General features: G+C 42.0%; 21 protein-coding genes. 15 read left to right on the forward strand and 6 right to left on the reverse strand.

Features of this window, described 5'->3' with window-relative positions; translation table 11 throughout:
- Positions 1–31 precede the first annotated feature (31 nt).
- The 3 genes from NXR94_RS15165 to NXR94_RS15175 are packed head-to-tail and all read left to right on the forward strand — an operon-like array spanning position 32 to position 2,741.
- Positions 32–1,267, forward strand: coding sequence for a nitrous oxide reductase family maturation protein NosD (locus NXR94_RS15165; RefSeq protein ID WP_258105511.1), 1,236 nt, complete (start codon positions 32–34; stop codon positions 1,265–1,267).
- Positions 1,264–1,962, forward strand: coding sequence for an ABC transporter ATP-binding protein (locus NXR94_RS15170; RefSeq protein WP_258105512.1), 699 nt, complete (start codon positions 1,264–1,266; stop codon positions 1,960–1,962). The genes NXR94_RS15165 and NXR94_RS15170 overlap by 4 nt, the downstream gene beginning before the upstream one ends.
- Positions 1,959–2,741 carry an ABC transporter permease gene (locus NXR94_RS15175; RefSeq protein ID WP_258105513.1) on the forward strand — a complete coding sequence of 261 codons (783 nt, stop codon included), beginning with the start codon at positions 1,959–1,961 and terminating at the stop codon, positions 2,739–2,741. Before NXR94_RS15170 ends, NXR94_RS15175 begins: the two co-directional genes overlap by 4 nt.
- A 490-nt stretch (positions 2,742–3,231) precedes the next feature.
- On the opposite strand, the gene NXR94_RS15180 is transcribed toward NXR94_RS15175, so the two are convergent.
- Both NXR94_RS15180 and NXR94_RS15185 read right to left on the reverse strand, forming a co-directional pair.
- Positions 3,232–4,092: a DMT family transporter gene (locus NXR94_RS15180; protein WP_258105514.1), complete on the reverse strand. Its 861-nt coding sequence runs from the start codon at positions 4,090–4,092 to the stop codon at positions 3,232–3,234.
- Between the two features lies 1 nt (position 4,093).
- On the reverse strand, positions 4,094–4,747 hold the full coding sequence (locus NXR94_RS15185; protein WP_258105515.1) for an ABC transporter ATP-binding protein: 654 nt from the start codon (positions 4,745–4,747) through the stop codon (positions 4,094–4,096).
- 147 nt (positions 4,748–4,894) lie between these two features.
- On the opposite strand from NXR94_RS15185, the gene sucC reads away from it, so the two are divergent.
- From sucC to NXR94_RS15210, 5 genes are all read left to right on the forward strand, one after another.
- Positions 4,895–6,106 (forward strand): ADP-forming succinate--CoA ligase subunit beta, encoded by a 1,212-nt coding sequence (gene sucC, locus NXR94_RS15190; RefSeq protein WP_258105516.1) that lies wholly within the window; start codon positions 4,895–4,897, stop codon positions 6,104–6,106.
- An 804-nt stretch (positions 6,107–6,910) separates the two neighbouring features.
- Positions 6,911–9,352, forward strand: coding sequence for an ABC transporter permease (locus tag NXR94_RS15195; protein WP_258105517.1), 2,442 nt, complete (start codon positions 6,911–6,913; stop codon positions 9,350–9,352).
- A gap of 61 nt (positions 9,353–9,413) precedes the next feature.
- Positions 9,414–11,849, forward strand: a complete 2,436-nt coding sequence (locus NXR94_RS15200) for an ABC transporter permease (RefSeq protein WP_258105518.1) — start codon at positions 9,414–9,416, stop codon at positions 11,847–11,849.
- Positions 11,850–12,057: 208 nt separating this feature from the next.
- Entirely contained in the window at positions 12,058–12,762 is a 705-nt protein-coding gene (locus tag NXR94_RS15205; RefSeq protein WP_258105519.1) for a hypothetical protein, read from the forward strand.
- Positions 12,763–12,773: 11 nt separating this feature from the next.
- Positions 12,774–13,181 carry a DsrE family protein gene (locus tag NXR94_RS15210; protein WP_258105520.1) on the forward strand — a complete coding sequence of 136 codons (408 nt, stop codon included), beginning with the start codon at positions 12,774–12,776 and terminating at the stop codon, positions 13,179–13,181.
- 3 nt (positions 13,182–13,184) lie between these two features.
- Here the strand turns inward: NXR94_RS15210 and NXR94_RS15215 are convergent, their stop codons facing one another.
- The gene (locus NXR94_RS15215) at positions 13,185–14,219 is read right to left on the reverse strand and encodes a c-type cytochrome (protein ID WP_258105521.1); all 1,035 of its coding nucleotides are present in this window, start codon (positions 14,217–14,219) and stop codon (positions 13,185–13,187) included.
- On the reverse strand, positions 14,216–15,022 hold the full coding sequence (locus NXR94_RS15220) for a sulfite exporter TauE/SafE family protein (protein WP_258105522.1): 807 nt from the start codon (positions 15,020–15,022) through the stop codon (positions 14,216–14,218). Before NXR94_RS15220 ends, NXR94_RS15215 begins: the two co-directional genes overlap by 4 nt.
- 110 nt (positions 15,023–15,132) lie before the next feature.
- Here NXR94_RS15220 and NXR94_RS15225 point away from each other — a divergent pair, with 110 nt between their 5' ends.
- A complete protein-coding gene (locus tag NXR94_RS15225) occupies positions 15,133–15,273 on the forward strand; it encodes a hypothetical protein (RefSeq protein WP_258105523.1) in 141 nt (46 codons plus the stop codon).
- 55 nt (positions 15,274–15,328) lie between these two features.
- Here NXR94_RS15225 and NXR94_RS15230 read toward each other — a convergent pair whose 3' ends face one another.
- Positions 15,329–15,787 (reverse strand): DUF6252 family protein, encoded by a 459-nt coding sequence (locus NXR94_RS15230; protein WP_258105524.1) that lies wholly within the window; start codon positions 15,785–15,787, stop codon positions 15,329–15,331.
- Between the two features lie 117 nt (positions 15,788–15,904).
- On the opposite strand from NXR94_RS15230, the gene NXR94_RS15235 reads away from it, so the two are divergent.
- The gene (locus NXR94_RS15235) at positions 15,905–16,507 is read left to right on the forward strand and encodes a YdeI family protein (RefSeq protein WP_258105525.1); all 603 of its coding nucleotides are present in this window, start codon (positions 15,905–15,907) and stop codon (positions 16,505–16,507) included.
- On the opposite strand, the gene NXR94_RS15240 is transcribed toward NXR94_RS15235, so the two are convergent.
- Positions 16,504–17,025 carry a DinB family protein gene (locus NXR94_RS15240; protein WP_258105526.1) on the reverse strand — a complete coding sequence of 174 codons (522 nt, stop codon included), beginning with the start codon at positions 17,023–17,025 and terminating at the stop codon, positions 16,504–16,506. The two genes, NXR94_RS15235 and NXR94_RS15240, sit on opposite strands and share 4 nt — an antisense overlap.
- Before the next feature lie 284 nt (positions 17,026–17,309).
- Here NXR94_RS15240 and NXR94_RS15245 point away from each other — a divergent pair, with 284 nt between their 5' ends.
- The 5 genes from NXR94_RS15245 to NXR94_RS15265 all read left to right on the forward strand — a co-directional run bounded on the left by NXR94_RS15245 (position 17,310) and on the right by NXR94_RS15265 (position 23,471).
- Entirely contained in the window at positions 17,310–19,553 is a 2,244-nt protein-coding gene (locus NXR94_RS15245) for a CotH kinase family protein (RefSeq protein ID WP_258105527.1), read from the forward strand.
- 114 nt (positions 19,554–19,667) lie between these two features.
- Complete coding sequence (locus NXR94_RS15250) at positions 19,668–20,804, forward strand: hypothetical protein (RefSeq protein WP_258105528.1); 1,137 nt, start codon at positions 19,668–19,670, stop codon at positions 20,802–20,804.
- A 107-nt stretch (positions 20,805–20,911) separates the two neighbouring features.
- Positions 20,912–21,391: a DUF1456 family protein gene (locus NXR94_RS15255; protein ID WP_258105529.1), complete on the forward strand. Its 480-nt coding sequence runs from the start codon at positions 20,912–20,914 to the stop codon at positions 21,389–21,391.
- 77 nt (positions 21,392–21,468) lie between these two features.
- On the forward strand, positions 21,469–22,818 hold the full coding sequence (locus NXR94_RS15260; protein WP_258105530.1) for a DEAD/DEAH box helicase: 1,350 nt from the start codon (positions 21,469–21,471) through the stop codon (positions 22,816–22,818).
- 353 nt (positions 22,819–23,171) lie between these two features.
- Entirely contained in the window at positions 23,172–23,471 is a 300-nt protein-coding gene (locus tag NXR94_RS15265; RefSeq protein WP_258105531.1) for a hypothetical protein, read from the forward strand.
- The last annotated feature ends 117 nt before the right edge of the window (positions 23,472–23,588 follow it).

Consider the following 23,588-nt stretch of genomic DNA (forward strand, 5'->3'; position numbering starts at 1 on the left):
TCCGTTTTTTTGTATAAATTTTGAAACAGTTATGTTTCTCCGAATTACCATATCCAATATTTTGCTGATGGTTTTCCTCTCGGGGATCTGCAGGGAAATTGTCGTTTCTCCTCAAGAGGGTCTGATTTCACTAAAGCAGGCTATTGAGATGGCTAACCATGGCGATACCATCAGGGTAAAACCAGGAACCTACGAGTGCAGAAATCTATTCATTGAGAAACCACTCACCCTTATCGGAGAAAAAGGTGCTGTTCTGGATGGTGGAAATGAAAGTTATGTACTGAAGCTATTAGCAGATAATATCACTATTGAAGGCTTTGAGATTAACAACTCAGGGAAAAGCTATACGAAAGATTACGCAGCCATTTACGTTTCCGGCACTTCAGGCTTCCGGATAATTGCTAACAAAATAGACCAGTCATTTTTTGGAATACTGGTAGAGAAATCAAGAAATGGATTGATCCGTGATAACAGGGTGAACGGAAATGCCAAAAGGGAAGACGAGTCAGGTAATGGCATCCATTTATGGCACTGCGACAGCGTAAAAATTACTAATAATGAGGTGTCCGGAATGCGAGATGGGATTTACCTGGAGTTTGTGAGTGCCAGCCAGGTTACCCAAAACCATACCCATGCAAATGTCCGCTATGGCCTTCATTTTATGTTTTCAAGCCATGATGATTACGTCGGCAACACTTTTGAAAACAATGGGGCAGGGGTGGCAGTCATGTTTTCGAAATGGATCCGGATGGAAAGCAATAACTTCATCAAAAACTGGGGAACGGCTTCTTACGGACTTTTATTGAAAGAAATATATGACGGTGAAGTGATCAATAATCGATTCGAGGAGAACACCATGGGCATTTATGTGGATGGGTCGTCCCGTGTCAACTACCTCAATAATACCTTAAAACAAAATGGATGGGCTATTAAGGTTTCAGGAGGCTGTTATTCCAATCAGTTCAGTCATAACAACTTCATTGGAAATTCCTTTGATATCTCTTACAACTCCCGGATGAATGACAACACTTTTCATGGTAATTTCTGGAGTGAGTACACTGGATATGATCTTGATAAAGACGGAAAAGGGGACATTCCATACCGACCGGTGAAGTTGTTCTCCTACATCGTCAATCAGACGCCGGAGACCATCGTGTTGCTAAGAAGTCTGTTTGTAGATATTATTAATTTTTCAGAGAAGGTCTCACCGGTCTTTACGCCCGATGACCTTGTCGATGATTCACCTTCAATGAAAATGTTCTTATGATTGCTGTTCAACACATAGGAAAATCATTCGGGAAACTGACCGTATTAGATGATATCAGTTTTGAGGTGAACAACCCCGGAATTTTTGCTGTGCTGGGACCAAACGGGTCCGGGAAGACCACTTTTCTGAAGATTTTACTGGGAATGGTGATCCCGGAAACAGGTAAAATGCTATTTGATGGAAAAGACATTTCCAGATCGTTTAAATACCGAAACAAAATTGGCTACTTGCCCCAGGTCGCTCAGTTTCCAGATAACCTCACCGTTGTGGAGATTATCAATATGATCAAAAATATTCGTCAGCAGCCTGCCCATTCGGAGCAATTAATCTCACTGTTTGGGTTAGCTAAATCCCTGGACAAGAAACTGGGAACACTTTCCGGTGGCACCCGCCAAAAGGTCAATATTGTGCTCACATTCATGTTTGATAATCCGGTGATCGTACTGGATGAACCAACCGCGGGACTTGATCCTGTTTCCCTTATCAAGCTCAAGGATCTGATCCAACAAGAGAAAAACGCAGGGAAGATCATCCTGATCACCTCCCACATCATGGGCCTGGTAGAAGAGCTTGCTGATGAGATCATCTTTTTGCTTGAAGGTCAGATTTTTTTCAAGGGGACTTTAGAAGATCTGAAATCAAAAACCGGCAGCGAGGACCTTGAACACTCGATCGCGACAATTTTAGAACCATGATCAAGATTTTGAAATATAGTTTCTCTGACCTGATCCGTAGCAGATGGAGTTATATCTACCTGGTTTTCTACCTGATCCTTGGTTTCTCCCTGCTGTTTCTAAATAATGATTTGTCCAAGGCGATCATAACGCTCATGAACATCATCGTGGTGCTTACTCCTATGATAGGAACCATATTCGGTGTCATGTACTTCTATAATTCCCGCGAGTTTACAGAACTGTTACTAGCTCAGCCGGTCAGAAGATCGCGCATCTTTTTGGGGCAGTACCTGGGAATTTCCATCTCGTTGGCGCTTAGCCTTACCATGGGCCTTGGGATACCATTTCTGATCTATGGCATCTTTCAATCTCCTGAGATATTCAATTTTCTCATGTTACTGGTTTCGGGGACCTTTCTCACTTTCATTTTTGTCGCGCTATCGATCAATATTGCCCTGTTCAACACCAATAAAATCAAAGGCTTTGGATACGCCATCCTCATGTGGCTGTTCTTTGCGGTGATCTATGATGGATTGTTTCTCATATCCCTGGTGGTTTTTAATGACTACCCTTTGGACAACCTGGCATTGACAGCCAGCTTTCTAAACCCCATTGACCTGTCAAGGATCATGATCTTATTAAAACTGGATATTTCTGCCCTGCTTGGTTACACTGGAGCCCTTTTTCAAAAATTCTTTGGTACCGGGACAGGACTTCTAAGCTCGATTGCCATGTTGCTCATATGGGTCATGATTCCCATATTCACAATGGTCAAAAAATCTGAAAGAAAGGATTTCTAACCAGGTCTTCGGCAGAACAAAAGATCGCATTTTGGTTCAGAATTGCTTTAATTGCTCTCCTCAGAGTCACCGTAGGGACTCTTCGCCCATGGCGGGTGTTAACACTGGACGAATAAACCGCCTTTCGGGATGTTTGGATAAATTGTCACGTTATTTCGCATATGTGAGGCGATGTTACCTATGCGGTTGTTAGCTTGAATATCATTCTAGATGAAAGAATTAGCCATCAAAATAAAAACGGTTTATGTCCCGTTCTTGATGATCGCAATCTCAACGATCATTATCTATTCGCTTTTGACGGGATAAAAAAGAAAAGCAGCCAATTGGGCTGCCTCCCCGGCATTTGCCGCTTATGTTCCTATTAGTTATTCTCTATTATCTAAAAAATGGAGCATTTTCTCGAACTGACGGGTTTTTGCTGTTATTAAAATCCTTTATAATTATAAAATTTAATGTTTTGAATGGTAAAGTTAAATGTCTCATCTTGTTTCTATGTTGTCGCAGGCTTTTCTGCCAACTTTTCCTTCAGAACTACATTCAAAATCACCCCCAATAACACCAACCCCATACCTGCATAAGTCATCCAGTTGAAGGTTTCATCAAAAAGAAACCAGCCGAAGAGCAATGCATAGACAAGTCCCACGTAGTTCAATATTGAAATTTTTGAGACCTCTTCGCTTTGGTAGGCTTTAGTCAGAAAATATTGTGCGATCTGCGTGCAGATGCCTACCCCTAATAGTACGACCCAATCCCATCCCTGTGGCTGGACCCAAACAAAGACGGACCAAATAGACGCGATAGGCAGTACGACCAAAGGAAAGTAGAAGATGATCACCAAGGGATGCTCTGAGGTCTTAAGTTTTCTGACAAAGTTGTAGGCCAGTCCGGTTCCCATGGCGGAGGCAATGCCGATTAGGAGATGTGTGGTCGACATGCGTGCATCAAAGCCCTGAACGATGATCACACCTACAAAACTCATAAGGAAGAATATCCACTGGAAGCTCGCCACTTTCTCTTTTACCAGGTAAATACCCAAAATGGTGGCAAAAATCGGCGCTATATACTGAAGCGTAGCCGCAGTGGCCAGTGGGATTTCCTGAAGTAGCCAAAAGTAGGTGATGAGTGCAAATGCTCCGGCGGACCCCCTAAGGATCAACACGGGTTTATTATTTCCCCAGACGCTGACTTTCTGCTTGTTGAGGTAATACAAACAAATGCTGATAGAAATAATGCATCGAAACAGGATGATCTCTATAGCCGGAATGTGAGGAACCAGCTTCACACATACTTTCATCACCACAAAAACGAAGGTGGCGATGAGCATATATTGTACTCCTTTGGAAAAGAACATGCTATTTTTCTATGATGCCGTCGGAAATTACCAGCTTGCGGTCAGCCATGTCGGCAAGGGCCTCATTGTGAGTCACAATTACAAACGTCTGACCTAATTGATCTCTCAGGTCGAAGAACAACTGGTGCAATTCATCAGCATTTTTGGAATCAAGGTTACCACTTGGTTCATCTGCAAAAACAATGGAGGGGCTATTGATCAAGGCCCGGGCTACTGAAACCCTTTGTTGTTCTCCACCGGATAAAGCACCTGGTTTATGATCTGCTCGTTCGGATAAATTCAAAATTTTCAACAACTCATTAGCGCGGGCTTTCACCTGCTTTTCAGACCGTCCTCCGATGAGTCCGGGGATACATATGTTTTCCAATGCCGTAAACTCTGGAAGCAGATTGTGGAACTGAAAAATGAATCCGATTTCCTTATTTCTGAAAGCAGCTAATTGTTGTCTTTTGAGATTAAACACATCCGAATCATTGATTTTCAGCGTGCCCTGATCCGGTCGGTCCAGTGTACCCAGAATGTGCAACAAGGTGCTCTTGCCTGCCCCTGATGATCCAACGACAGATACCACTTCTTTTGGAGCGATAGAAAGTTCGATGCCTTTCAGTACCGGAAGTGATCCGTAGGCCTTGAAAATACCTTGAGCTTTGAGCATGCTGCAAATATAGAGACTGGATTTTTTAACCAAACCAATTGTTTCAATTCTTGAAAAACCAAGCCTTATGGCGTACATTCGCACCGGAAAAATGCATGGGAGTAAGCATCTTTATTCTCAGTATTCATCAAATTCAAACTCAAATCCATGAATATCCACGAATACCAAGCCAAAGAAATCCTAAAAGGATATGGTGTGACTATCCAGGAAGGGATCGTAGCTGACACCCCTGGAGCGGCCCTGGAAGCAGCAAAAGAACTTAACAAACAAACTGGTACCTCATGGTACGTGGTTAAAGCACAGATCCACGCTGGTGGACGCGGAAAAGGTAAAATCAACGAGACAGGATCTAATGGTGTTGTGCTTGCGAAAAGCCTTGAAGAGGTAGCTCCTAAGTCGGAGGCTATCCTTGGCGGAACTTTGGTGACACACCAGACTGGTCCGGAAGGTAAGAAAGTAAGTAAGGTGTTGATCGCCCAGGATGTATACTACCCTGGTGATTCAGAGCCTAAAGAATATTATTTGTCTATCCTTTTGGACAGAGCTAAAGGTTGCAATGTGATCATGGCTTCTACAGAAGGAGGTATGGACATCGAAACAGTCGCAGAGGAAACTCCCGAGAAAATTGTAAAGGAGTGGATCGATCCTGCGATTGGTTTGCAAGGTTTCCAGGCGAGAAAAGTAGCGTTCGCGTTAGGTCTGGAAGGTGAGGCGTTCAAAGGAATGGTGAAATTCATCTACGCACTTTACAATGCGTACCTGGGCACCGATGCATCTCAGTTTGAGATCAACCCGGTATTGAAAACTTCTGATAACAAAATTCTAGCTGTTGATGCGAAGGTAAATCTTGATGACAATGCCTTGTACAGACACAAAAACCTTGCTGAGCTAAGAGATATCAGCGAAGAAGATCCTTTGGAGGTTGAAGCTGGTGAAAGCGGTCTCAACTACGTAAAGCTTGATGGTAACGTAGGATGTATGGTAAACGGTGCCGGACTTGCGATGGCTACCATGGATATCATTAAGCTTTCTGGTGGTGAGCCTGCAAACTTCCTTGATGTAGGGGGTGGGGCAAACGCCCAGACGGTAGAAGCTGGTTTCAGAATTATCCTGAAAGACCCTAACGTAAAAGCAATCCTTATCAATATCTTCGGTGGTATCGTAAGATGCGACAGAGTAGCGAATGGTGTTGTGGAGGCGTATAAAAACATTGGTGAAATCAATGTGCCGATTATTGTTCGTCTACAAGGAACCAACGCTGAAGAAGGAGCCAAGATCATTGATGAGTCTGGCTTGAAAGTAGTTTCAGCTGTTGTATTGAAAGACGCTGCACAGAAAGTAAAAGAAGTATTGGCTTAAGCTAAAAACTTAATCTATCAAATAGGAAAGCCCCTTGAGTAATCAAGGGGCTTTTTTTGTGAAAAAAGTTTAGAGGAGCTAATTATTCAGCAGGGTTTGAAGATTTTCATCGCAATGCAATTGCAACAGAGCAGGTGAATGGGATGAAACAAAATTTTTGTGGGGAGATTGTATTCCTCCCAAAACATACACTCTAGTCATGACATGACAGACTCTAGCGCTAATAAAGGAAATCAACCCCCGACTTTTCAAACAGTCTCCTGCTATCTGGCATAGAGGAATTGGGCATTGAAGGAATTTCCGGAATTACTTCACAGCCTTGATTTTTGCTAGCTTTTTATGGGGACGCCTAGTCCAATGGAAAAGTAGTAGCAAAATCAACGACCTGAGGCAATCCCTTCGTATTAGGAAAGAGGGATGAATGCTAATCCAGATATATGATCATTATCAAAACGAACTTTTTAAAGCTACTCTATAAAAATATGGCTTGATCCCCATTATCTCATTGGTGTTTGCAAATGTCAGTCGCAACTGGGTTGGTATTGTGCTGCAATTTTGATGGATAAGTGATAATCGAATTCCTTCAATAGTGTTCGTTTCCGATCACTATTTTGAGGCTAAATGTTCGGTTTTAGAACTTAAAAGGACCATCCCAATGGTCTGCTTAGACGCCACTCTGTTGATGAAAATGTGCCTTTATTTCAATTAACAGCCTTTTGCGTACTTGATCCATCGGTCGATTAGCAGGAGTATTTTGATTTGGCATTATATTTTCCATGTTGATGATAATTACTCATATTAGCTATGCTCAAAAATTACCTTAACATCGCCATCAGGAACCTGACCAAACACAGGTTTTACTCCATTATCAATATTCTTGGTCTTTCGATTGGACTGAGCTGTTTTCTTTTTATTGCTCTTTTCGTTCAGGATGAGCTGACCTACGATAAGCACATTGAGAACCAGGAGAACATCTATCGGTTCGATTTCAACGGGGTATTGAATGGAAATGATTTCAATACTGCATTGATGTGTGCGCCTGCCTCTCAAACGATGATTGATGAGTTCCCTGAAGTGGAGGATGCCTTTCGTTTTAGGGTGACCGGCAGCTGGTTTTTGAAGCAGGAAGGAACAATGGAAACGTTCAAACTGCAATCAAAAGATATTACCTATTCAGATCCCAACTTCTTTAAGTTTTGGAAAACAAAGATGATCAAGGGGGACCCTGAAACATGCCTTAGCAGACCAAATACTGTTGTATTAGATCAAACGATGGCTAGGAAGGTGTTCGGTGATATTGACCCTATTGGAAAGACGGTAGTGTTGGATAACCGGGATAAGTATGAGGTGACAGGGGTTTATCAGGACCTTCCCAAGAATTCTCATTTTCATTTTAGGGTGATGCTGACCATGCTGGATAGAGAGGAGGCCTATGCACCAATGTGGCTGGGATTCAACTTCAATACCTATTTAAAATTTAAGGATGGGGCCGATATTGCCGCTTTCGAGTCCAAGCTACCGGAGCTGGTCACCACGAAAATTGGTCCGGATCTGGAAAAATATATGAACACCAGCTTCGAAGAAATGGTGGAGTCTGGTAATAAGTTTGGCTTTTATATCATACCCCTTGCCGACATCCATTTGGGTTCCAATAAGCTAGGGGAAATTGAGACAAACGGGGACTTAAAGTACATCTACATTTTTTCAGCCATTGGCGTTTTCATCCTTTTGCTTGCTTGTATCAACTTTATGAATTTGGCTACTGCCCGATCTGCCGGAAGGGCTAAAGAGGTGGGAATACGCAAAGTAATGGGAGCAGTCCGGGGACAACTGGTTCGGCAGTTTCTATCAGAGGCGGTTATTATCAGCCTGATCTCAACAGTGCTTGGATTGTTCATCTGTTCCATGCTGATGCCTTACTTTAACGCTATTTCGGGCAAGCACCTGGCTACCGAGGCATTGTATTCACCTGAGTTTCTTGTCATCATCCTGATAATTTCTCTAATGGCAGGCATGTTGGCTGGAAGTTACCCGGCGTTTTACCTTTCCAGGTTTCGACCGGCAGAAACTTTGAAGGGGCGATTGAATCTGGGCATGAAAAGCGGACGACTTAGAAGTGTTTTGGTCGTTGTTCAGTTTGTTATATCAATCACCATGATCATTGGCACTGCCATTGTCTATGATCAGCTTTCCTTTATTCAAAATACAAGGCTCGGGTTTAATAGAGAACAAGTGATTGCGGTCGATGATGTTTGGATACTCGGGGATAAGGAGAGCGCATTCAAGGAAGAGGTGATTAGGGATTCAAGAATTTCTTCCGGGGCACTAGCTTCTTTTGTACCGATTGGTTCAGACGGCAATAACAGTGTTTACTGGAAAGGCAATGCTGCCAATCAGGAAGACTCCTACGTGATCAATCATCGTCGAGTGGATTATGACTATGTGCAGACCATGCAAATGAAGTTGGTAGCCGGGCGAAATTTTTCTCGAGAATACGGTTCCGATTCTTTGTCGATTATAGTCAATGAATCCCTGGTCAAACAAATGGGCATAAAGGATCCAATTGGGTTTGGAATATCTACTTATGAGACATTTGGTGACGATGAGAAAACCGTAAAATATACCATCATAGGCGTGATGGAGGACTTTCATTACCAATCGATGAAAGAGGATATTGATCCAATCCTTTTCAGACTTTATGAGAAACCAGAAGGTATGGCTGTTTTCAGGTTCAATTCTGAAGATACCAAAGCCGTGGTAGACCATATCGAAAAGGTGTGGGAAGAGATAGCTCCGGGTCAGCCATTTGATTACTTTTTTCTGGATCAAAGGTTTGCCAGCTACTATGAGTCAGAGCAACGCATCGGGCAAATATTTCTGGTGTTTGCATTCCTAACCATATTTATTGCTTGTCTTGGGTTACTTGGTTTGGCTTCTTTTACTGCCGAGCAACGAGTGAAGGAAATTGGTGTCAGAAAGGTACTTGGGGCCTCGGCTTTTCAGATAGTGAGTATGCTATCATGGAATTTTATTAAGCTGATTGGCCTGGCATTTTTAGTAGCTGCCCCCATTGCTTATTTGGGGATGAGACAATGGCTGGACCAATTTGTCTATAGAACGGAACTGAATATTTGGATTTTCATTATCGCCGGTCTCTTGTCAGCAGGGATCGCTTGGATGACTATGGGACTACAATCCTACATAGCCGCTTCTGTTAATCCATCCAGATCACTCAGAAGTGAATAATGTGTTACTCAGTGCAACCCAAGAGGTCTTTACGACATCTTTTTAGAAAATAGCCTGGCCCATGTATAAAAACTACTTTAGTGTCGCCCTCAGGAATCTCCTGCGTCATAAGTTCTACTCGCTCATCAATATTTTAGGATTGACCATTGGTCTGGTTTGTTTCATGATGATTGCGCTGTTTGTATTGGATGAGCTTTCTTATGATAAATTCTTTAAAGATTCAGACCGCACTTATCGCGTCGATTTTATTGGCAAGCTCAATGGAGCAGAGATCAAGGCATCCACGGTGGGACCTCCTGTTGCCAGGTCTTTAAAGGCCGATTACCCGGAAGTGGAGGAGTCCACGAGGCTTAGGGTGACCGGTAATTGGTTCATAAAGGAGAAGGGTACTGTGGAGACGTTCAAAGAAGAGACGGTGCTCATGGCCGAGCAAAATTTCTTTGAATTCTTTGGACTGCCCATGGTGTATGGGGATCCGGCCACTTGTTTGGAAAGACCCAACACCTTAGTGATGGACCTGTCGACGTCCAGAAAAATGTTTGGAGATGAAAATCCTGTTGGAAAGGTGCTGGTTCTCGATAATGAAGCTGACTACGAGGTAACCGGAGTGTATGAAGACATACCCCAGAATGCTCATTTCCATCACAACATCCTTTTGTCCATGAAAACTTTCAAATGGACAGAGGACAACGATAATTGGCTGAATACCAGCTTTCACACCTATCTAAAACTATCGAAAGGAACCACAAAAGAGGAATTTGAAGCCAAATTTCCTGAGGTAATTGATAAGTATTGTGCCCCGTTGATTAAGCGTTTTCTGAATATGGAAATGAGCGAATTTATGAATGGGGATAATGGTTTAAGTTTTGAACTATTCCCGCTTGGAGATATACATTTATATTCTGCTTATAATGATGAATTAGCAAATAACGGGGATATCAAGTATGTTTTCATCTTTTCAATTATTGCCCTTTTCATTCTGACACTGGCATGTATCAACTTTATGAATCTCTCCACCGCCAGATCAGCCAATAGGGCTAAGGAAGTTGGTGTGAGAAAGGTGATGGGGGCATTTAAGAGGCAGTTGATTATTCAGTTCATCATGGAGACGATCTTTCTGACTTTCGTTTCGTTTCTTCTGGCCATTGTATTAACAATTATCCTTTTACCATATTTCGGAGAACTTGCTTCCAAAACGATGGATTTTGGTGTTTTGATCAGCCCAAAATACCTATTGATTATGTTAATCGTCGTGGTTGCGGTTGGGGTGGCTGCCGGAAGTTACCCGGCATTTTACCTTTCAGCCTTCAAGCCGGCAGAGGTACTAAAAGGAAAGGTGGTGCAGGGGGTGAAGAGTGGCCCAGTTAGAAGCATTCTGGTGGTGTTTCAGTTTTCCATTTCTATTATCATGATTATCGGTACGGCCATTGTCTTCGATCAGCTTTCTTTCATTCAAAATAAGAAGTTAGGCTTTGATAAGGAACAGGTAATAATGGTTAAGGACGTCTGGATTTTGAGGGAAGCAGCAGGAGCCTTTGGCGATGAGGTGCGAAAAAACGCCAATGTAATCAGCAGTTCTTTGTCCAATTTTACTCCCGTAACGGACAATGGTAATAATGATCTCCATTTTACTGACCCGGTTTCTACCTCTGAAAACAGTCTGGTGATTAATGAGGCCTGGGTCGATGCGGATTTCGATGATGTTTTGGGTATTCAACTAAGGGAAGGGAGATTCTTTTCAAAGGATCTTCCATCAGATACGGCAGCTTGTATTATGAATGTGGCAGCCATTAAAGCGTTTGGATATGAAGATCCGATTGGAAAGAAATTATACTCCATTGAAGGTGATGAGAATGGAGAGTATACAGTGGGGTACCGTATTATTGGAGTAATGGAGGACTTCCATTTCAAATCAATGAAATCGAAAATAGAGCCTTTAGTACTTAAGGTAGGGAAATATCCTAGCTGGTTGCTGGTAAAGACCGGAACCGGGGATATTGCCGAAACGCTAGACTTTTTGAAAAGGACCTGGTCCGATTTTGCTCCGGGTCAGCCGTTTGCCTATCACTTTATGGACCAGCGATTCGATCAGATTTATGTTGGTGAAAGGAAAGTAGGGCAGGTGTTTACCGTGTTTGCGGTACTGGCAGTGATCATTGCCTGTTTAGGTCTCTTTGGCCTGGCGGCCTTTACGGCGGAGCAAAAAACGAAGGAGATAGGAGTGAGGAAGGCGCTCGGTGCATCTGTTTCAGATATTGTTAATCTGCTATCAATCAATTTTCTTAAGCTGGTCATGGTGGCATTTTTCGTAGCTATACCTGTTTCTTATATGGCCATGACTAAGTGGCTGGAAGATTTTGCTTACCGGACCGATATCAGGATTACGACATTTGTGATGGCCGGGTTCCTTGCAATGGTTATCGCCTGGGTAACCATTAGTTCACAATCATGGTTGGCGGCACGGGCCAATCCCGTGAAGTCTTTGAGGGATGAGTGAGTGAAGGGAGAGGTATACCTTGATTTTAGGGAGCTGATAGACTAAAATTTATGGCTTTATTTAAATAAATCCGTATTTAACGTTTTCTGTAATTAATTAAGTGAATCCCATTTGATGGTGGTAATTCATTGATGTTGATGGTGTTGACATGAGTCTCTTTATTTCCTAACTTATACAAAGATTCTAATCACACTCTTACATTATTGACATGAAAAACATTAATCCATCATCAGGCTCTCGCAGGGCCTTTATGGGGACCATGGCTGCTGGCGTAACAGCAGGTCTTTCCCTTATGTCGCTTCCTCTTCAGGCCAAGTTGGGTCCTGAAATTCTTGACTTTTCCGACTTCCCGGGCGGTAGTTCAGAGTTAGACGCCGATATCAAAAAACAAGGCAAAAAGCAGTACCCGGTGGCTTATGATGTAAGTCAGGCCAATCCCTGGGGGGTTATATGGTCCAATGTATATTATATGACTAATGCTGAAACAGGAATTGCTGAAAATGATCTCGGCGTAATGCATGTGCTGAGGCATCATGGGATACTGTATTCCTTTCAAGATGACCTGATCAAAAAGTATGACCTGGGTAAGTACTTAAAGGGTGACGACCCAAAAACAGGTACAACCACCAAGAGGAATCATCTTTATGACCCGGGAGAGGGCGACTTACCGATGCCGCAACTGGTAGGATTGAAAGCATTGATGGGGAAAGGAGCCATGGTGTGCGTCTGTAATATGGCTTATAAAGTATACAGTGGCATAGTGGCACAGGCAAATGGGCTAGAACCTGATGTTGTATATAAGGAATTCGTGGCAGCTAAATATCCGGGAATCCGATTGGCACCATCCGGTGTATGGGTACTAGGGCGTTTGGCCAAAAATGGAATTGCCTACATTGACTCAAGCGTTGGTTAATCGGCAGAGTTATGAAAAGGCTACTACTAATTATTGGTTTTTTGGCGATAGCCGAAATCGGTATAGCCCAGGATTTCAAGGTTGTATTCGATGTGACAAGCCCGGATGAAAAAATCCATCAGGCGGCAATGAGGCATGTCAAATCAATGGCCAAAGCCTATCCGGATGCACAGTTTGAGCTTGTAGTATACAGTGGAGCACTGGATATGCTACTGAAGGAAAAATCATCTGTTAAGGAGGAAATCAAGGAGGCGCTCTCCAATGGCAATGTGACCATCAATGTTTGTAAAATGACCCTTGCCAGGTATCAACTGGATCAATCTGCTTTGATTGATGGAGTAGGTACGGTTCCCGATGGTATTCTGGAAATCCTGCAAAAGCAGGCAGAGGGTTGGGGCTACATCAAAGAAGCCAATTAACGATTATTTATTTTTAACTAAACCATATTCTTTTTTATAGAAATCCATGATGGGCGGGAATGGCCCGAATTTATGTTGTTCAGGGGAGAAGTCATCGGCCCAGGGACCGTATGGAGTTGAGATTGGTTTTAACTTTATATCCGGGAAATCGGCTTGCTTGTTTTCTTTGACAGGCCGATCAAAGGTATTGATATAGGCACCCAGGTGGTAGGCCTCTTCATCTGTTAATACCGGAACATCATATGTGGCTCCTAAAGGCATATTTCCCTTTAAAAACTCGGCTGCAGTTATCACGCGGTTCATTCCTGCTCCATCATTAAAACTGTCCGGTCCTCCTATTGGGGGGTATAAATATCCGGTAAATGTCTCTTCAACCTTTTTGGTGCCAAGGCCATTTTCCATGTGGCAATGTTGGCATTTTTCCCTATACAGTTTTTTACCAATGTCAGGATCCGCTTTATAATTCGGTATCTGGATGCTGACATATCCCTTATAAAGTTTTTCAACGTCCTCTGGTACATCCTCGCTAAGCCATTTCATATAGGCCACCATAGCGGCCATTTCTTTGCTGCTTACAGGAAGTACCTTGCCGGACATGCTACGTTCCATACATCCATTGATTCTATCTTCAAGCGTGCCCATTTTATTTTCCCTTCCTCTGAATTGTGGAAATCGGTTGTAAACGCCTATAAATGATCCGGAACCAATTTTCCTTCCGGCCTTGAGATGACAATTATTACAGGTTAGATTATTGCCAGCAAACCGCATATTTTCATCTTGAGCCAGTGGCCCGATATGGTTTGAGGTCTCAACAATAAGGTCATACCCGTATTTGATTAACAGACCTTTTTCGCCTCCCGGAAGATCTGCTGGTACGTTTTTTAGTTTCCATGGCTTTTGTACTATGAGTTGAGTTTGTTGACCCTCTTCTTTTAAATGAAACCAATCCGGGACCGTATAATGCAGTAAGGCGAAACTCAAGAAGCCCAGGAAAAGCCCAAGAACAATACACCCAAGTACGTAGAGACCTTCTTTCATGATGTACCCTTAATGATTAGTTCAAAAAGTAACACAGAGCTGCCCATGATGAGAATGAACCATCCAAATGCAGTTTTCAACAACTGAACGGATATCTGTGTTGAAAATTTATTGCCCAGCAGAATGCCCAGTACAGAGACAGCACTAACTGACAGAATTAAAAACCAGTCTATCACGTAGATATTCAGATCGCCGATGAAACCCACTAAAGATTTTGCCGCGATGATGAGCAATGTGGTACCAACTGCTGTTTTAAATGGAGCATTGGCTATCAACATTAATAAAGGTACGATCATAAAACCGCCCCCCAAACCAATGAACCCCGTGATAAATCCTGTTAGGATTCCAAAGAGGATCAACCTTATTGGCTGATGATTATTTGTAAATGATTTCTGGAAAAATCGGCTTTCCCTGTGGGTGATCATGAAGATCGATGCGATAATTACTAGGATCCCATAACAGGAAAGTATGAGTTGCCGCTGGTTAAAATGAAAAGCTCCAATTTGAAAAATTTCTTCAGGAAGGGTGGGAATAATCCATACCCTGGTAATGAAAACAGCAATAATGGAGGGGACACCAAATATACCTACCAGATACAGGCTGATCATTGCACTCGAATAGCGATGAGCAGCCCCAATCAAGCTGGTTATACCCACAATAAACAAAGAGTAGGAGGTTGCCTCAATAACCCCAACCGAAAAAAGGTATACAAGGATTGGTAAGGAAAGTAATGAACCTCCACCACCGGTTAATCCAAGGATAAGACCAATCCCAAAAGAAGCGATATATCCGATAGGTTCCATGATCGAGCGGAGTTGCTGAATTTACGAATAATCGCAATGGTCTGCAAATGCTTTACAAGGTCCCGGATTCTGTAAATCATGTAATCTTTCATTATCTTAATAAAAAGCAGATGAGAAAGCTGATTCCTATATTGTTGATTATCCTCGGGGTAGTTATGATCTACCTCTCGTTCAAGGCCTCCATACTTCCACCCGGCATAACTGGGGTTGGGTTTATTTTGATTGCTGTTTATATGCTGGAAAGAAAATAGATCATGCAGGCATAGGTTAACACTAGCAGATCCACAATGAAAGATAAAGTGCTATTTATTCATCGTAAAAAGTGACAAATGATCCGTTTGTTACCTGGGTTGATACGCTGCTATCGCTCACATCTTCTGCCAAAAAATCGAATTCCCCTTCTATTTTGTTTGCAATTGTATCATGAGAGACGATAGTGAGCGTACCACTCTTTGAGATGAGTGTTCTATCATTAATGGTTACTCTTCCCACATTTGTGACTTCGCCTAGTGATATCTGTGTTTCCCGAATGCTGGCAGGGAAAGTCAGTGAAACGAGGGAGCGGAAATCATCTGGGTTCGATCCGGAAATGATCAGTTCATCCACTGAGATAAAAGCCTGGATATTGGTAGCACTCCACTCAGTCTTGGCTACAATGGCCGATATCGAGTTTTTCGATGTAGAATTGTTGGTGTTCTTCACTTCTTCATCTTTGCAAGCCGTAAGAGCCAAAGTAATTAGAAGCAATAGAAATGAATTTTTCATACTCATTTATTAAATGAAACCTACTCCTTGAATATTCAATATCTGTTTTGTTATTTAATTTATCATATCAAAAAGGGAGACACAAATTCTTGTCTGGATATCTGAATCAATTGTCCTATGAAGAAAGGAATGTCTGTAGAAGAGTATATAGATACCAGTGGTCAATGGGCTGATTCATTAAATATGCTCAGAGCCGTCCTATTGAAAACTGATCTTCAGGAGGTAATTAAATGGGGAGCTCCTTGTTATACGCTGGATGGAAAAAACATTCTGGGAATAGTGGCATTCAAGGCTCATGTGGCCATATGGTTTCATCAGGGAGCTCTTCTAAGAGATGAACAGAAGAAACTAATCAATGCCCAGAAGGGAGTTACCAAAGCACAAAGACAGTGGCGGTTTGATTCTCTGGAAGAAGTGGAATCAGAACTAAGTATTATCAGTGAATATGTAGAGGAGGCAATGGCCAATCATAGGGCTGGCAAGCAGATAAGACCACAACGTGAAAAGGAATTGTTAATATCCGAAGAGTTGAGGCATACTCTGGATCTGGATCTGGAATTGAAAATTGCTTTTAAGGAATTTACAAAGTTTAAACAACGGGAATTTGTCGAATACATTGATACTGCCAGACGATTGGAAACCAAACAATCAAGATTGGAGAAAATTATCCCAATGATCAAGGCGGGTATTGGTCTAAATGACAAATACCGAAAGTCTTAAGCTATCAGATTTAAATACCTCTCCTTTAATACGTTCAGGTGATGAAGCTGATGACCAATAATTTGAAAGCCTAAAGCCAGTGGTGTCACCTTTATTTCAAAGCAGATGCCTTCTATTAACATCTGTTTTTCACTGAAAGAGTCGAATAAGAGTATAGTTGAATGTCGAACGACGTTAAACTCGTCCAGTAGCTCGTCCAGGTTTCGATTGTTGGCTGTGGTGTTTGCGGCGTAGCTGTTCTCATTATAGCCCGGTAAGGTCACCTTTTCACCTCTTGCGATGGCCAGTGCCCTGTAGGACTGTATGCGCTCATTATCAATTACATGCTGAAGCATGTCCCTGGGTGTCCATTTCTCGGGTTGGTAGCGGTAATCCTGAACCTCAACAAGTTCGTCTTCAAGGTCCGAGAAGGCTTCCTGAGTTTCTGCAAGCCCTCTAAGAAGGCTTATTGACTCATCTACAAGTTTGATATACCGGTCAAAAAATTCCGGCATAAAGCTGAGATTACTTCTTTTCATCGTGCGGTGAGTAAGTTGAATATATTCTTTCGTTTGTTGTCTTATTTAGTCCAATACGATCTTTGGTTACATTGGAAGTACAGTAGGCTTGATATTTAAATATAATTAACGCTATTGAATCCTGCTATGGCTTCATTTAAGATCGTTATGAATTATTAATGGTTTGTTTGTATTCATTGGTCTCTAGAACTCCATGCTCAGCAATGATGTTTTATACTTTCCCAATGAAATTTCAGAATTGATCTGTTAATTCATGCGTAGTTATCAGTTGATACCTTTACAGTATGTTGGTTAGACTCTTTTTGTGTATTCCTTTGTTTTGGACATTCTCCGGTTCTATGCTGGCACAGAGTCATTGGGAGTCAATAGTATTAGAGAGTGACAGTTGGAAATACTTACCTGCAACACAAGAACCACCTTCAGATTGGCATACACTTGGGTTTGTAGATGATGCCTGGCAAACGGCCCAGGGCGGTTTTGGCTATGGAGATAGTGATGATCAGACAATTGTGGAAGGTGCGAGTTCAATCTATCTGAGAAAGAAAGTAACTCTGGTTGATGCTTCTATTATTCAGGAGCTGCTTTTGGACATTGATTATGATGATGGATTCGTTTGTTACATAAACGGGATTGAGGTTGCCCGGTCCGGAAATGTTTATGGTTATCCTCCAAGCTTTAATGCATCACTCAGCTATGATCATGAAGCATTGCTGTATCGTGGGCTAGCGCCGGAAAGATTTGAATTGAATCCCGGAATATTAGTTAGTGGCGAAAATATCATATCCGTACAAGTGATCAATATTTCTCCGACCTCCACTGATATGTCGGCAAGGATGTTTTTGCAAGCTAAAATTTCAGGTGAGACGATTATTTATAATCCCACACCATACTGGTTTGAGGAGCCGGTATCATTTGAGGAAAGTAACCTTCCCATTTTCCTAATTGATACGGAAGGGCAAACTATTGTCGATGAGCCTAAAATCAATGCCCGGATGAAGGTGATTAATAATGCTTCTGGGGTTAATAGCATTTACGATACTAATTATGAGTACAACGCACATATAGGCATTGAGATAAGAGGTTTTTCTTCACAATGGTTCGAAAAGAAAGGTTACACGGTTGAGACCAGGTATTTTGATGGGACTAACAATAATGTGGCATTACTTGGTTTGCCGTCTGAAAATGACTGGGTTTTCCATGGCCCTTATTCTGATAAGAGTCTGATCAGAAATGTTTTAGCCTATCATCTTGGTAATTCCACAGGCAGATGGTCTCCAAGAACTCGTTTTTTTGAATTATTTATTAATGGTGAGTATAGAGGAGTTTACATTCTTACCGAAAGAATTAAACGTGACGTAAACAGAGTAGACATTGCGACGGTCACATCAAATGATATCAGTGGAGATGAGTTGACCGGTGGATATATCTTGAAGATAGGTCGGCCAGATGATGAAGGTACTTGGATTTCACCCTACATTGGACGAACAGGCAGTAGATGGGTTCCGATAAGTTATGTTGATCCGGGATATGATGAATTACTACCCGTTCAGGCGGAGTATATTAAACAATACATTACAACATTCGAAAGCGCGCTTCATGGTAATGATTTTAAGGATTCCGAAAAAGGTTACAGAGCCTATGTAGATGTTCAGTCCTTTTTAGATTATTACCTGATCAATGAACTTTCGCGAAATCTGGATGCCTATCGGGTGAGTACTTATTTCTATAAGCAGAAGGATAGCGATGGCGGAAAAATTGTGATGGGTCCCTTTTGGGATTATAATCTAGCTTTTGGGAATGGTAATTTTTTCAGTGCTGACCAGACAGCAGGTTGGGTAGCAGATGGTCTGGGTGCCGGTGATGATTATGAAATTCCGTTTTGGTGGGACAAATTAAGGTCTGACCCTTATTTTAATTCTGAGCTTAGGTGGCGCTGGAATGAACTGCGTGAGGCTTCTTTGAGTTTGTCCAGCATACATTCCTTTATCGATTCTTGTGCCAATGTGGTGTCAGAGGCAAAGACCAGGAATTTTTATAAGTTCCCGATTTTGGGTTCATATGTCTGGCCAAATGCATATGTTGGAAATACCTACCAAGACGAAATTAATTATTTGAAAAACTGGATCAATGCTCGCCTTTCCTGGATGGATTCACAAATAAATACCATTCCACTACTCCCAAGAGATAGCACGATTATGCCCGGATATTCAGAACAGCCTCAAGAACCCTTGTCCTCTCCTGAGCCTGTTTTAGCAAAGTTGGCCGGCACTGAACACCTCGTATTCCCAAACCCTTTTTCAGATGTATTTACATTGGAGTTTTATTCCAGGAATCAGACAAATGGTAAACTTTATATCAGCAATCTGGCAGGGCAGATCATTTACGTGAAAAATGTAGATACTCGCCCTGGTGTAAATGAATTGATAATAGATGGGACATCCTTTGTCAGTCATGCTGGGGTCTATTACTACAATTTGCAACTGGATGGAGAGGACCCACTTTCCGGAAAAATTATTAGGAAGAGGTAGCTTACTGTCAAATCCTATCAATCCATTATTCAGTTAAATTTGAAGTTTATTAAGTGTCTTTTGGAGGTGCTTGATGCTTTATTCTATCGCTGAAAATCAGTAATTTCAGTAGATATGGATGATCTGAATCAAATATTTGGTTTTTCCAAAGTCGAATACCTGATTACTTTTCAGTCGATCATATTTGGTTTTGTTGCATCGCTTTTTTTAGATGGATGGGGACAGGTAACTCGCTTTCGCCAGCACATTAAACAGGACTCAATCTATGCCCTCTTTTCGTTGGTAATTTTCCTGTTCATGTTAATCCATTGGTGGAACTTATTTGGAAGGGCTCCTAAGATGTCCGAAAGTATCATTGAATATCTGAGCGTCATACCCTACACCGCCATGTTCTACTTCATTGCCACATTGCTGTTCTCTCCACTGAAAAAGGAAATACATGCGGGCGAAAAAGTTGATTTGAGAACCATATACTTTCAGCAGAAGAATAAAAACTATATCATAATACTGCTTTTTTTCTTTTATGATATGTTGTTTACCATTCACAATGAAACATTGATTTTCCGAATTGGAGGTATCGCCATTTGTATTGTAGCGCTCATGACAACCAGGGATATAGTTCATCTTCATTTGCAATTTGGATCGCTGAGCCTGATAGGATTATACATTTGGAGCGAGTTCATGGGCTTTTTTCCTGAATCTGCTGCTGATGGTGATTATTCCAAAACAGAACACCTGATCATTTTTATTTCGGTTATTTATGGATTCATTATTACAATTTTTCTCGAAGGGTGGGCAGGAATGTTTAGAATGAAAGAGCACGCTTTCTCCTGGACACAGTTTTTATGGTCCCTGTTTTCCTTTATTTTCCTGATAGATATTTGGTGGGGTTCATGGAGTAGAAATGAGCTGATTACGAATAGCTTGCTTCATTTTTTAGTGTTTCTAATCGTCCCATTTCTAATCTATCTCATTTGCGTATTACTGTTTCCTAAACCCGGTGTTGTGAGCTACTCCAATCATTTTTTCTCTAATAAAACGTTGATTTTCTCACTTTTCGCCAGTCTGCTAATCGTTCAAATTGGCTTATCGTATTTTTTTGAGGAACATGATAAAGGAGAGAATTTATTTAGGATCGCGGGGATACCACTTGCTGTGGCTTCGGCCAAAATCAAGGATACCGCTTTTCATAAAGTTCTTATTTCTGTAGCATTCTCATTATTGATCTTTCATATGATATATGATAAATAAATCCGCATTTGTTTGGTGGTTAACCGGTTCGATGTGCTTCATAGGTCAATAACGATATTAAGGCATATCGGAACGAAGTGTTAGCTTCGCAGAATTGAATAGTTGCTATGAAGAACAATGACATCCTTCGCCGTATCCGTTTCACCTTCGATTTTGGAGATTCCAAAATGAAGGAGCTGTTTTCGTTGGGAGGGTTAGAAACGGATCGAACAGCCATAAGCGACTGGCTGAAATCCGAGGAGGATTCTGCTCATAAAACGTTGGTGGATAAAGATCTTGCTGCTTTTCTAAATGGCCTGATCGTAAAGAATCGTGGAAAAAGAGAAGGGGAAGACCCGAAACCTGAAAAAAGCCTGAACAACAATATTATTCTTCGCAAGATCAGGATTGCCCTGAACATGAAAGATCAGGATATGCTGGAGATCTTCGATATCGCTCGTTTTCAAATAAGCAAACACGAATTAAGCGCCATCTTTCGTAAGCCGGGGCAAAGCCAATATCGTGAGTGTAAAGACCAGTTTTTGAGAAACTTCCTAATGGGTCTTCAAATCAAGCACAGAGGCCAGATTGATGAGGCAGAAGGGTAAGAATCCACATTAAATCTTTCGATTTCAGGACAAACCAAACATAACCGATCTACTTTTGCGGCTGATCAGTATTTGTTATGGCCACTTTTGACGACCTCAAGTTATCTAAACCACTTACCAATGCCATTGAGGATTTGGGCTTTACCAGTCCAACCCCAATCCAGGAGCAGGCCTTTCCTGTGATACTTTCAGGTAAAGATGTGGTCGGTATCGCCCAGACGGGTACAGGTAAAACATTCGCCTATTTGCTGCCAATTATTAAGGAGCTTAAGTTTTCCAATCAGGTCAATCCAAGAGTTTTGATACTGGTGCCCACCAGGGAGTTGGTACTGCAGGTGGTGGAAGAAACAGAAAAACTCTTTGCGTACATGAACCATCGGGTAATGGGCGTGTACGGTGGAGGAAATATCAATACCCAGAAAATTGCTGTAGCTGAAGGAATGGACATTCTCGTGGCTACTCCGGGTAGGCTGTATGACCTGGTCCTGGCGAAGGCCATTATGCTGCGTGATGTGAAAAAGCTGGTGATCGATGAAGTAGATGTAATGCTGGATCTCGGCTTTCGTTTTCAGCTGACCAATATCATTGAGTTGCTACCTCACAAAAGACAAAACATCATGTTCTCTGCGACGATGACAGAGGATGTGGATGCTATGATTGATGACTTCTTCGTAGCACCGGAGCGGATTTCCATAGCGGTTTCAGGAACACCATTGGAGAATATAGAGCAGACCAGCTATCCTGTAAAGAATTTTTATACCAAGGTGAACCTGCTGATTCACTTGCTTAGGGATAAGAAGACCTTTGAGAAGGTGCTGGTCTTTGTGTCCAGTAAAAAAAATGCAGATAAGCTCTTTGAGGAGCTAGAGCCATTCTTCAGTTCAGAGAGCTGTATTATTCACTCAAACAAAAGCCAAAATTACCGGGAGCGCTCCATCACCCAGTTTGAGGATGGCCGAAACCGCATTCTTGTGGCAACAGATGTGATCGCCCGAGGCATGGATCTGACAAAGGTGAGTCATGTGGTCAATATGGACGTGCCGAATTACCCTGAGAACTACATGCATAGAATTGGCCGAACGGGTCGTGCCGAGGAGCTGGGTCACTCAATCCTTTTCTATACCGAGAAGGAGGAAAGTTTGAAGCTGGACATCGAGGTGCTGATGAACCAGGAGATACGGGTGCAGGAGTTTCCTCAGGAAGTGGAGATTGACTCAAGGCTGTTACCAGAGGAGCGACCAAAGAAAAAAGATAAAGAGCTCAGCAGCGGCAAGAATCTCAAGAAGGATGCCGAGGCAGGAGAAGCCTTTCATGAGAAGAAGCTTAAAAACACGAAGGTCAACCTTGGTGGTTCCTACAAGCGTAAGGTGAAGAAGCACAAAAAGCCGAAAACACGAGGAAACAAAAAGCAGAACCGGAGGAGGTAAATGCCCCTTGCATATGGGGGTTCTATTCTTCCATTATTAGAGTTATCTCAAGCAATCAGTCTGCCATGTAGGTCTTTGAACACCGCCAGCATTGGGGAAAGGAATTCAATAAGTTGATGAGGTTTTGTTTAGTGATAGCCTCAAATCCCCCTTGAGGAAAGGGGTGGCTGAAAGCCGGGGGATCATTTTAGTTTATCATGCATGTTGGTGAACAACACCAAAATAGGTGGAGAGGAGGTAAGGTCTTAACATCGGTTGCCCCTGATTTTTCTGGAACAATTCCGTAATTAGATGCATTTTCAATCTAAATGCAACGTTTACGTATGTAGTACTATAATGTTAAAGAATCGGTAATGGAATTAGAAGATGTTATAGGTGGTCAGGTGGCAAGTAAATTCCTGGAGGACTTTTTGGATGCTTATCCCGAAAGCTTTCATCCTTATGATATCGAAAGGTGTGACAAATTCATTGTGGCTCTATTTCGATATAGGCCGAATATAGATTTATATAATTTGGAAATACTTCTTAAGGAGCGTTTTTGGGAGGAACAAAACATTGAATGGTTTATAGCCAGAATTAAGGTGGGTTTAAACATATTGAAAGTAAATAGAAATTTCAGGAAGACAGCTGCTCTCAATAAACTCGACCAATAAGTTGTCTCAAAACTTAGCAATAAGTCCTCATTCGTTTTTTTTGTCACTCTGACAAAGGAATAGTCTTCTATCGATATCTAATAGAATCATTAAAATGTAGAAAGAGCTCTCCTTGTG

The sequence above is a fragment of the Marinoscillum sp. MHG1-6 genome (assembly GCF_024714475.1).
GTDB lineage: Bacteria > Bacteroidota > Bacteroidia > Cytophagales > Cyclobacteriaceae > JAMZMI01.